The sequence below is a fragment of the Achromobacter sp. DMS1 genome (assembly GCF_001270295.1).
Window position 1 is genome coordinate 1 of sequence record NZ_LHSJ01000141.1, and the last position, 10,471, is coordinate 10,471.

A 10,471-nucleotide genomic window follows, 5' to 3' on the forward strand; every position below is an offset into this window, starting at 1 on the left:
CTTCCCCGCCCGAGCCAGGCCGCGCCGCCCCCAACGGTCCGAAGCGCCGCCCGCCGCCGACGAGGCTCCCAAGGCCAAGCCCGTGCCTGTCCGGGTGCGGCTCGATATCCGGCCTTGGGGCGAGGTATGGGTCAACGGCATCGCCAAGGGCATCAGCCCGCCGGTGAAAGAAATACGGCTGATCCCGGGCAAGTACCAGGTCGTGCTGCGCAACGCCGACCTGCCGCCCTACCGCGCGACGCTGGAGATCAAGCCGGGCCAGCCCGCCGTCATTTCCCACACCTTCCAGTAGGAAGCGGTCAGCCTTCCTCCGGCTCGGGCGCTTTTGGCAGCACGAGGGTGAACACCGAGCCGCGCCCGGGACGCTGGACACCTCCACGCGTCCGTTGTGGCGTTCGGCCACCGTGCGCACGAAAGCCAGCCCCAGGCCCGCGCCGCCCACGTCGTTGCGCGTGTCGGCGGCCATTCGCGAGAAGGGCTCGAAGAGGCGGCCCAGGTTCTCGGGGGCGATGCCCTGGCCCTGGTCGCGGATGGCCACGCGCCAGCACCCCGCGTCCTCGGCGATGCTGCAATGGATGCGGGTCTGCGCCGGGCTGTACTTGATGGCGTTGTCGATCAGGTTGCACAGCGAGCGCATGAGCAGGGTCTGGTCGCCCTGCACATAGGCGCAAGGCAGGGGCTGGGCGATTTCCAGCGCGATGCTGCGCTGGCGGGCCGGAGCCCAGAACTCGTCCACGGCGTCCTGCAGCAGGCTGGACAGATCCAGTTCCGTCGTTCCGATGGTCATGGACTCCGCGCGCGTCAGGTGCACGAAATCGTCCACCAGCCGCAAGGTGCGGCGGGCCAACTGGGCGATGCGGTCCAGGGTTTCTTCCTGCTCGGGCGGGGCAGGCCCGGCGCGCTGCATGTCCACCAGCGCCAGTATCGAGCTCTGGGGAGCGCGCATGTCGTGCGAAATGAAGCGCAGCGTTTCCTCGCGCTGCCGCTCCGCGCGGCGGATGCGCGAGATATCCGTGAGCGTGGCCACCGTGCCGGCGAAGTTGCCTTCGGCCGTGTGGATGGGTGCGCATTTCAGGATGAGGTCGCGGCCTGCTTTGTCGCGCAGTTCCAGGTCGGCGCTCCATGGCGACGCGGATGCGGCCGGGCCCAGGCCCCGCAGCGCTTCCGCCACCCGCTGGCGGGCCTCGTCGTCCGGGATGGTGTGCGCCAGCAGATGCATGGCCGGATGGCCCATGCGGGGGGGGCCGCAGCCCCAGCCGCCGGAAATACATGACGGCCGCCTGGTTGCGGAATTGCACGCGGCCGTCCTGGTCGAAAACCAGGGTGGCGTCGGGCATGCCGTCCAGCCCGTCGGCAAGGAAGCGCCGCAGGTTGCGCACCCGCGCCAGCGCGCGGCGCAGCTCGCCGATCCGGCTTTCCAGCGACGCGCCCGGGTCGGCCGACAGCGCGCGCGCTTCGTTGAGGACGGGCGGGTATTCGCGCTGCAGGCGGCGCAGCTCGTTATCCATGTAGCGCAGCGCCGCTTCCTGGCTGCGCCAGCTCCAGGCGGGGTAGGCCAGCGCCACGCCCAGCAGGGCGGCCGATGGCGCAAACCATTCGTGCCCGTGGATCAGCAGCAGCGCCGCCAGGGCCAGGATGGCGAAAAGCAGTCCTACGCAGACCAGCAGCGCCTGCTTGGGCGAAAGGCGCCAGAGCGCCAGACAGGCCAGCAGGACGGGCAGCGCGGACAGCAGCGACGCCAGCCAGGGCGGCGTGGGCTGGAAGGCCATGCGCTCGCGCGCCGCCTGCAGCAGGTTGGCCTGGATTTCCACGCCGGACATGCCATTGCCCTCCCGCGACACGGGCGTGGGAAACATATCTCCCAGGCCCGTGGCCCATGCGCCCACGAGTACATACTTGCCCTGCAGCGCCGAGGGCGGCACCTCGCCCCGCAGCACGGAAAGATACGACACCGTGCGCATGTGGGCCGCCGGTCCGGCATAGGGAATCAGAATGGAGGCATCCTGCGCCGCCTGGCGGAGAAAATGCGCGGCCCGTTCTCCTTCGCCGCCCACGGCCACCATGGCCAGCGCCAGGGTATTCCAGCGCCGGCCCCCGAAATCCACCGAAAGCACGGCCCGGCGCACGCTGCCGTCGGCGTCCACCAGGGCGTTGATGAAACCCTCGCCGGCGGCCGCCTCGGCCAGCAGCGGAATGGGGGAACTGAGCGTGGTGGGCGTGCGCAGACGGTCGAACACCACCGGCAGCACCACGCGTCCGTGCCGGCGCATGCTGGCGGCCAGAATGGCGTCATCCGCCGGATGGACGCGTCGGGCTCGGCGAGTATCAGGTCCATGCCGACGGCGCGGGCGTCCCGCAGGCGTTCGAGCAGCGCGGCATGATCGCGGCGCCGCCAGGGCCAGCGGCCCAGCGCCTCGATACTGGCGTCATCGATCGCGACGATGACGATGTCGTTCGCCGCCGGGCGGCCGGCAAGCGTTACCGCCCGGTCATACAGAATCTGGTCCACCCGCCCCAGGCCGTTCCACCAGCCCAGCAGGGCGGCCAGCAGCGCCAGCGCCGCCGTCAGCCACAGCCCTGAGCGCGATGTCCGGTCCTGCGGTTCGGCGGTTTCGGGCATGGCTGCCTCAGTAATCGGTGAGCGTCACCAATCCGCCGGAGCCGGAAGACACCCCCAGCCCGTAGGAAGTCATGAGCTGGTTGGCTCCTTCGAAACTGACGATGGCGTCTTCGCCGCCCAGGCCCAGCTCGTCGATGGCGCGCACGGAGACGTAGTGCGTGCGGCGCGCGAAGCGGAGAACCGGATGTCGTTGGTGGCGTAGACCGTCGACGACACCGGCAGCGCGCCCTGCGGGTCGCGCGAGACGCGCACCAGGTACTGCCTTGCGCCCGGGACCGGCGCGAAGGCGCTGGTCCAGACGCCTCCGCCGAGACGCTGGGCGGGGCCGAGCCGGGGAGCGGCCAGCAGGGGGCGCACCTCCGACATGCGGCCGTCGGCGGCCACCTTGGCGCCGAAGCCGCGCTGCACGGCGTCGGTGCGTGCGGGAGCGGCCTGCGGGGGCATGCGGCTGCAGCCGCACGCTGCCTTCCAGCACTTCGCTCTGCATGCCGTTGGCGGCCGCCTGCACGCGGAAGCGCGTGCCACGCACGCCCGTCACCGCCACCGGCGTGCGCACTTCGAAGCGGCCCACGCCCTGGCCGGCGGGCGCCACGGAGGATTCCACCGTGCCCTGGCGCACCCGGATCACGGAATCGGTCAGGTGCGAATGCTCGAATTGGCGCAGCCGCTGCAGTTCCACCGCGCCTTCCGACGGCACGGTCAGGGTGGAGCCGTCGGCCAGCTGCAGGGTGACGAACCCGCCCGGGGCCGTGGCGATCGTGCTGCCTTCGGCCATGCGCTCGCCCGGCTGCACGGCTTTTCCGTCCCGGGTCGCCTGGCCGCTGACGTGCGCCACCGTGGCCTGTGCGGGACGTTCGGGAATCATGGACAGCGGGATGCGCAGCTCCAGGCCGATGGGCAGCAGCTCCGGCGTGACGACGCGGTTCAGCGTCTGGAGGGGGTTCCAGTTGGAGGGATTGCCCGTGTAGGCGGTGGCCAGCTCGATCAGGGTGTCGCCGGGCCGCACGCGGTAGATGAAGTCTTCGCCCAGCGCGCCGGCGGGCTGGGCCAGCGCGGCGTGCGCGAGCAGGGCGCCGACAGCGCACGCGGTCAGAGCAGGCAGGAAAGGCGCGCTCGGGCGGCTCATGTATGTCTCTCCAGTGGGGGCCGGTTTGCGGGGGGCGCGGTTCATTGCGGGGCGCGGGCGTCCTCGCCGCCCTGGCCAACCAGTTCCAGCCGGTATCCCAGGGCATAGGACGAGCTCAGGCGCACGCCGTTCTCGGGGCGCAATTGCAACTTTTGGCGAATGTTCGACAGATGCGTGTCCAGCGTGCGCGACGTGGCCGGGATTTCGCGGTTCCATACGCATTCGGCCAGCACGTCGCGCGACATCAGGCGGCCCAGGTTGCGGAAAAAAAGCAGGGCCAGTTCGCATTCCTTGGGAGCGAGGGCGACCGGAACGCCGTTGAGCGAGACGGTGCGGGCCGCGGGATCGATGCGATAGCTGGCCACCTCGAAGGTTTCGTCGACCGGATCGGACAGCCGGCTGCGGCGCAGCAGCGCGGCCACGCGCGCCAGCAGCTCCATGGGGCGCAGCGGCTTGACGATGTAATCGTCGGCGCCCGCGCGCAGGCCTTTCACCAGGTCGTCTTCGCCGGAACGGTTGGTGAGGAAAATGACGGGAATGCGATGGCCGACATTGGCGCGGATCCAGCGCAGCACCTCATCGCCGTCCATGTCGGGCAGGTGCCAGTCCAGCAGCACGAGGTCGAATGTTTCACTGCGCAGGGCAGCGAGCAGGTCTCGGCTCTGCTGGTAACTGCCGCAATCGTAGCCAGCGGCGGTCAGGACTTGCTGAATATGGCGCGCCTGGTCCAGATCGTCTTCCAGCGACGCAATTCTCATTAGATTTTTTCTCGCGAGGGTTGCTGCGCGGCGCCTGTCGGCGCCTTCCGGTGCGGGCGGGGAATGTGTAAACGAATGATAACCCGGGTGCGCCGCCGTCTTGGGAATGCCGCGTCAGGAACTGTCAAACATTGCAAAGTTAACGAATCTTGACTGGAGTTGTTGCAGTCCGGGACGCCACACTGTTTCCAATTCGCCGCGGCGGGCGCGCAACGCGCCACGCCGCCACTTGGCGGGGCTGCTCGACACGAACCCATCCACCCCGCCCGCCGTATGCCGCTGCTCGCGGTGCAGCAATCGTTGCTGCGGTTTTCATGGCGCGTTCCAGACAACCCTTTGCGTGTCCGTGCGGAGGCTTGCTCGTGTCGACAAGCCCGCGGGACGCGGGATGGAATCGAAAATGAATCAATTGCGCGTATTGTTGATGTCGCCCGACGAGGCGCTGCGGTCCGCGGCGGTTTCGGCGCTGCTGCAGGCCGGCATTTCCGCCCGCGGCTGCTCGACTTCGCTGGAGTTGTTCGGCTTGCTCGCCGCCGGCGCCTGCGATGCCGTGGCGCTGGACGTCGCTTCGCTCGGCGAGATCGGCTATGCGCTGGTGGCGCGGCTGCGCGGCTTCCTCGCCCATGGGTATCGTGGTGATGGGACGGGGCCTGACGGTCGACGTCCGCCTGCGCTGCCTTCAGGGCGGCGCCGACGCCTGCCTGCCCGAGCCCGGCGACCCCCGCGAACTCGCATGCATCCTGCTGGCCCTGGCCCGGCGCCTGCCGTCCGATTCGCCACCCGCCGCCGGGGACGCCGACGGCACGCCCGGCGAGTGGGAGCTGCGCGACCAGGGCTGGACGCTGGTCGCGGCCCAGCGGCGCGACCATTTCCCTGTCCTCCAACGAGCGCCTGATCGTGCGCGCCCTGTTCGAGGTGGCCGGCCGTGCGGTGGGCCGCAGCGAACTCGCTGAGGAATTGCGTGTCGAAGGAGGCGCTGCGCGCGCCAGCAGCGCGCGCAGCATCGACGTGATCATCAGCCGACTGCGCCGCAAGGCGGAAATGGCGGGAATCATTCTGCCCATTCGCACGGTATACGGCAGCGGATACCTGTTCGCCGATCGGTGACCGCGCACGATGCGACCCTATTTTTGGGCCGATTTTCAGCCAGCATGCGCGGTTCTCCCGGATTCTCGCGTCTTCCGCCGGCAACGCGGCCATATGCTGCGTTGCAAAGTTCTTTGACATGACAGCCAGGTCTAAGTTATGCTAAAGGGCTTACTGCTTTATTTGCGCCAAGTGCGTGCGCCCGGTTCTTGCCGGGTTGGATGGCAAGGCGGGGCGGCGGCAGGTGCGTCACGAACCTGACACGGAACAGCCCTTCGGCATCGGCCGGCATCTGGCAGTAGGTTGTGCGTTTACATGGTTTGTTGGCAAGTCCGCTCTTTTACGTATACGAACGTTTGAGGCGGTTTTGCGCGAACTGCCTGCTCCGAGGGAGCCCATCCCGAGGAGGAAAGTACGTAAGTACTACCAGTAGTACTACCAGTGGTACGTAAAAGGGATTTCAAAGGTCATGCCTACCATTAGCCAACTCGTGCGCAAGCCGCGCGAAGTCAGCATCATCAAAAGCAAGAGCCCTGCGCTCGAAAACTGCCCGCAACGCCGCGGCGTGTGCACGCGCGTGTACACCACCACCCCCAAGAAGCCGAACTCCGCTCTGCGCAAGGTCGCCAAGGTTCGCCTGACCAACGGTTACGAAGTCATTTCGTACATCGGCGGCGAAGGCCACAACCTGCAGGAGCACTCGGTGGTTCTGGTGCGTGGCGGTCGTGTGAAGGACTTGCCCGGTGTGCGCTACCACATCGTGCGCGGTTCCCTCGACCTGCAAGGCGTCAAGGACCGCAAGCAGGCCCGCTCGAAGTACGGCGCCAAGCGTCCGAAGAAGGCTTGATAGCAAGCAGTATCACGCAGTACCCCTTGGTGGCGGAGGTCCGTCACGAAGGAAGATGTGCAACCGCGCCGACCCGTACAGGCAGGTGCGCGGCACGTAAGGGGTCGTCCCGTTGGGCGGCCATGGCCGTGTAGGAAACACGGTTCAACTGAACAGACACAAGGAAGCAACAATGCCCCGTCGTCGCGAAGTACCCAAGCGCGAGATTCTGCCCGATCCCAAGTTCGGCAGCGTCGAGCTCGCCAAGTTCATGAACGTCGTCATGCTGGACGGCAAGAAGGCCGTCGCCGAGCGCATCGTCTACGGCGCCCTCGAGCAAGTGCAAGCCAAGACCGGCAAGGAGCCGCTCGAGGTTTTCAGCACGGCGATCAACAACATCAAGCCCATCGTCGAAGTGAAGAGCCGCCGCGTTGGCGGTGCCAACTACCAAGTGCCGGTTGAAGTGCGCCCCGTGCGCCGCCTGGCCCTGGCTATGCGTTGGCTCCGTGAAGCCGCCAAGAAGCGTGGCGAGAAGTCGATGGACCTGCGTCTTGCTGGCGAACTGATCGACGCCGCCGAAGGTCGTGGCGCCGCGATGAAGAAGCGCGAAGACACGCACAAGATGGCCGAGGCCAACAAGGCCTTCAGCCATTTCCGCTGGTAATTTAAGGACTAACCCACCATGGCCCGCAAAACCCCGATCGAGCGCTATCGCAACATTGGTATCTCTGCGCACATCGATGCAGGGAAAACCACCACGACCGAACGCATCCTGTTCTACACCGGCGTCAATCACAAGATTGGCGAAGTGCATGATGGCGCCGCCACCATGGACTGGATGGAACAAGAGCAAGAGCGTGGCATCACCATTACGTCGGCTGCTACGACGGCGTTTTGGCGTGGCATGGCCGGCAACTACCCCGAGCACCGCATCAACATCATCGACACCCCGGGACACGTGGACTTCACCATCGAGGTGGAGCGTTCCATGCGCGTGCTGGACGGCGCCTGCATGGTGTACTGCGCCGTGGGTGGCGTGCAGCCGCAGTCGGAAACCGTGTGGCGCCAGGCCAACAAGTACGGCGTGCCGCGCCTGGCGTTCGTCAACAAGATGGACCGCACCGGCGCCAACTTCTTCAAGGTCTATGACCAGCTGAAGACGCGCCTGCGCGCCAACCCCGTGCCCATCGTGATCCCGATCGGCGCCGAAGACACCTTCAAGGGCGTGATCGACCTCATCAAGATGAAGGCGATCATTTGGGACGAAGCCAGCCAGGGCACCAAGTTCGACTACGAAGACATCCCGGCCGAGCTCCAGGCTTCCGCCGAGGAATGGCGCGAGAAGCTGGTGGAGGCCGCCGCCGAGTCGTCCGAGGAACTGATGAACAAGTACCTCGAGACCGGCGAGCTGGACGAAGCCGAGATCAACCAGGCCCTGCGCCAGCGCACCATCGCCGGCGAAATCCAGCCGATGCTGTGCGGCACCGCCTTCAAGAACAAGGGCGTGCAGCGCATGCTCGACGCCGTCATCGACTACCTGCCCTCGCCGGTCGACATCCCGCCGGTCGAAGGCACCGACGACGACGGCAACGAAGTCAAGCGCAAGGCCGACGACGGCGAGAAGTTCTCTGCGCTGGCGTTCAAGCTCATGACCGACCCGTTCGTCGGCCAGCTCACCTTCGTGCGCGTCTACTCGGGCGTGCTGAAATCGGGCGACACGGTCTACAACCCGGTCAAGGGCAAGAAGGAACGCATCGGCCGCATCCTGCAGATGCACGCGAACAACCGCGAGGAAATCAAGGAAGTTCTGGCCGGCGACATCGCCGCCGTCGTGGGCCTGAAGGACGTGACCACCGGCGAAACGCTGTGCGACGTCGATTCGCACGTGACGCTGGAGCGCATGGAGTTCCCCGAGCCCGTGATTTCGCAGGCCGTGGAACCCAAGTCCAAGGCCGACCAGGAAAAGATGGGCCTGGCGCTGTCGCGCCTGGCGCAGGAAGATCCGTCGTTCCGCGTGCGCAGCGACGAAGAATCCGGCCAGACCATCATTTCGGGCATGGGCGAGCTGCACCTGGAAATCATCGTCGACCGCATGAAGCGCGAATTCGGCGTGGAAGCCAACGTCGGCAAGCCCCAGGTGGCCTACCGCGAAACCATCCGCAAGACCTGCGAAGAAGTCGAAGGCAAGTTCGTCAAGCAGTCGGGCGGCCGCGGCCAGTACGGTCACGTCGTGATCAAGCTGGAACCGCTGGAACCGGGCGGCGGCTACGAATTCGTGGACGCCATCAAGGGCGGCGTGGTGCCGCGCGAGTTCATCCCCGCGGTGGACAAGGGCATCCAGGAAACCCTGCCGTCGGGCATCCTGGCCGGCTATCCGGTCGTGGACGTCAAGGTCACGCTGTTCTTCGGTTCGTACCACGACGTGGACTCGAACGAAAACGCGTTCAAGATGGCCGGTTCCATGGCGTTCAAGGAAGGCATGCGCAAGGCCAGCCCTGTGCTGCTCGAACCCATGATGGCCGTTGAAGTCGAAACGCCCGAAGACTACGCCGGCACCGTGATGGGCGACCTGTCGTCCCGTCGCGGCATGGTCCAGGGCATGGACGACATGGTTGGCGGCGGCAAGGTCATCAAGGCCGAGGTGCCGCTGGCCGAGATGTTCGGCTACGCCACGAACCTGCGTTCGCTGACGCAGGGCCGTGCGACCTACACGATGGAATTTAAGCATTACGCCGAGGCTCCGAAGAACGTCGCTGACGAAGTCATCGCCGCTCGGGCCAAGTAAACAACCCTCGCCGCGTCTGCCTCAGGGCAGCGCGGCAAACATCCAAGTTTCCTTGAAAGTCAAAGGATAGAGATCATGGCAAAAGGCAAGTTTGAACGTACCAAGCCGCACGTGAACGTGGGTACGATTGGTCACGTTGACCACGGCAAAACGACGTTGACGGCGGCCATCACGACGGTGCTGTCGAGCAAGTTCGGCGGCGAAGCCAAGGGCTACGACCAGATCGATGCGGCTCCTGAAGAGAAGGCGCGCGGCATCACGATCAACACGGCGCACGTGGAATACGAAACGGAAACGCGCCACTACGCGCACGTTGACTGCCCGGGCCACGCCGACTACGTGAAGAACATGATCACGGGCGCGGCGCAGATGGACGGCGCGATCCTGGTGGTGTCGGCCGCCGACGGTCCGATGCCGCAGACGCGCGAGCACATTCTGCTGAGCCGCCAGGTGGGCGTGCCGTACATCATCGTGTTCCTGAACAAGGCGGACATGGTCGATGACGCCGAGCTGCTGGAGCTGGTGGAAATGGAAGTTCGCGAGCTGCTGTCGAAGTACGACTTCCCGGGCGACGACACGCCGATCATCAAGGGTTCGGCCAAGCTGGCGCTGGAAGGCGACAAGGGCGAGCTGGGCGAGCAGGCGATCCTGTCGCTGGCGCAGGCGCTGGACACGTACATTCCGACGCCGGAGCGCGCGGTTGACGGCACGTTCCTGATGCCGGTCGAAGACGTGTTCTCGATCTCGGGTCGCGGCACGGTGGTGACTGGCCGTATCGAGCGCGGCGTGATCAAGGTTGGCGAAGAAATCGAAATCGTGGGCATCAAGCCGACGGTGAAGACGACGTGCACGGGCGTGGAAATGTTCCGCAAGCTGCTGGACCAAGGCCAGGCGGGCGACAACGTGGGCATTCTGCTGCGCGGCACCAAGCGTGAAGACGTCGAGCGCGGCCAGGTGCTGGCCAAGCCGGGTTCGATCACGCCGCACACGGAGTTCACCTCGGAGGTGTACATTCTGTCCAAGGAAGAGGGTGGGCGCCACACGCCGTTCTTCAACGGCTACCGTCCGCAGTTCTACTTCCGCACGACGGACGTGACGGGCACGATCGATCTGCCCAAGGACAAGGAGATGGTGCTGCCGGGCGACAACGTGACGATGACGGTCAAGCTGCTGTCGCCGATCGCCATGGAAGAAGGTCTGCGCTTCGCCATCCGTGAAGGCGGCCGTACCGTCGGCGCCGGCGTGGTCGCCAAGATCATCGCCTAAGTTG

Annotated in this window: 5 protein-coding genes and 5 pseudogenes; 6 read left to right on the plus strand and 4 right to left on the minus strand. The window is 66.2% G+C overall.

Annotated features, from left to right (window positions below; genetic code table 11):
* Nucleotides 1-292 (plus strand): annotated as a pseudogene (locus AD428_RS16185) (serine/threonine protein kinase); the annotation flags it as partial.
* 123 nt (nucleotides 293-415) lie between these two features.
* Here the strand turns inward: AD428_RS16185 and AD428_RS29585 are convergent.
* The 4 genes and pseudogenes from AD428_RS29585 to AD428_RS16200 all read right to left on the minus strand — a co-directional run.
* Nucleotides 416-1,234, minus strand: a pseudogene (locus tag AD428_RS29585) (ATP-binding protein); the annotation flags it as partial.
* A gap of 538 nt (nucleotides 1,235-1,772) precedes the next feature.
* Nucleotides 1,773-2,620: pseudogene (locus tag AD428_RS29590) on the minus strand (CHASE2 domain-containing protein); the annotation flags it as partial.
* Between the two features lie 7 nt (nucleotides 2,621-2,627).
* A pseudogene (locus AD428_RS16195) lies at nucleotides 2,628-3,746 on the minus strand (FecR domain-containing protein).
* 41 nt (nucleotides 3,747-3,787) lie between these two features.
* Nucleotides 3,788-4,504, minus strand: coding sequence for a response regulator transcription factor (locus AD428_RS16200; protein ID WP_053245870.1), 717 nt, complete (start codon nucleotides 4,502-4,504; stop codon nucleotides 3,788-3,790).
* Between the two features lie 400 nt (nucleotides 4,505-4,904).
* On the opposite strand from AD428_RS16200, the pseudogene AD428_RS16205 reads away from it, so the two are divergent.
* The 5 genes and pseudogenes from AD428_RS16205 to tuf all read left to right on the plus strand — a co-directional run bounded on the left by AD428_RS16205 (nucleotide 4,905) and on the right by tuf (nucleotide 10,467).
* A pseudogene (locus tag AD428_RS16205) lies at nucleotides 4,905-5,611 on the plus strand (response regulator transcription factor).
* A 448-nt stretch (nucleotides 5,612-6,059) separates the two neighbouring features.
* Nucleotides 6,060-6,437 carry a 30S ribosomal protein S12 gene (gene rpsL / locus AD428_RS16210; protein ID WP_005017264.1) on the plus strand — a complete coding sequence of 126 codons (378 nt, stop codon included), beginning with the start codon at nucleotides 6,060-6,062 and terminating at the stop codon, nucleotides 6,435-6,437.
* Nucleotides 6,438-6,609: 172 nt separating this feature from the next.
* Nucleotides 6,610-7,080, plus strand: a complete 471-nt coding sequence (rpsG, locus tag AD428_RS16215) for a 30S ribosomal protein S7 (protein ID WP_053245871.1) — start codon at nucleotides 6,610-6,612, stop codon at nucleotides 7,078-7,080.
* 18 nt (nucleotides 7,081-7,098) lie between these two features.
* Nucleotides 7,099-9,201: an elongation factor G gene (gene fusA, locus AD428_RS16220; protein ID WP_053245872.1), complete on the plus strand. Its 2,103-nt coding sequence runs from the start codon at nucleotides 7,099-7,101 to the stop codon at nucleotides 9,199-9,201.
* Between the two features lie 75 nt (nucleotides 9,202-9,276).
* Nucleotides 9,277-10,467 carry an elongation factor Tu gene (tuf, locus tag AD428_RS16225; protein WP_053244268.1) on the plus strand — a complete coding sequence of 397 codons (1,191 nt, stop codon included), beginning with the start codon at nucleotides 9,277-9,279 and terminating at the stop codon, nucleotides 10,465-10,467.
* Nucleotides 10,468-10,471: the final 4 nt, after the last annotated feature.

What these genes read in the sequence shown, in the direction of transcription:
- rpsL (WP_005017264.1), top strand. Translation starts at nt 6,060, where the DNA reads ATGCCTACCATTAGCCAACTCGTGCGCAAGCCGCGCGAAGTCAGCATC.
- rpsG (WP_053245871.1), top strand. Translation starts at nt 6,610, where the DNA reads ATGCCCCGTCGTCGCGAAGTACCCAAGCGCGAGATTCTGCCCGATCCC.
- AD428_RS16200 (WP_053245870.1), bottom strand. Translation starts at nt 4,504, where the DNA reads ATGAGAATTGCGTCGCTGGAAGACGATCTGGACCAGGCGCGCCATATT.
- fusA (WP_053245872.1), top strand. Translation starts at nt 7,099, where the DNA reads ATGGCCCGCAAAACCCCGATCGAGCGCTATCGCAACATTGGTATCTCT.
- tuf (WP_053244268.1), top strand. Translation starts at nt 9,277, where the DNA reads ATGGCAAAAGGCAAGTTTGAACGTACCAAGCCGCACGTGAACGTGGGT.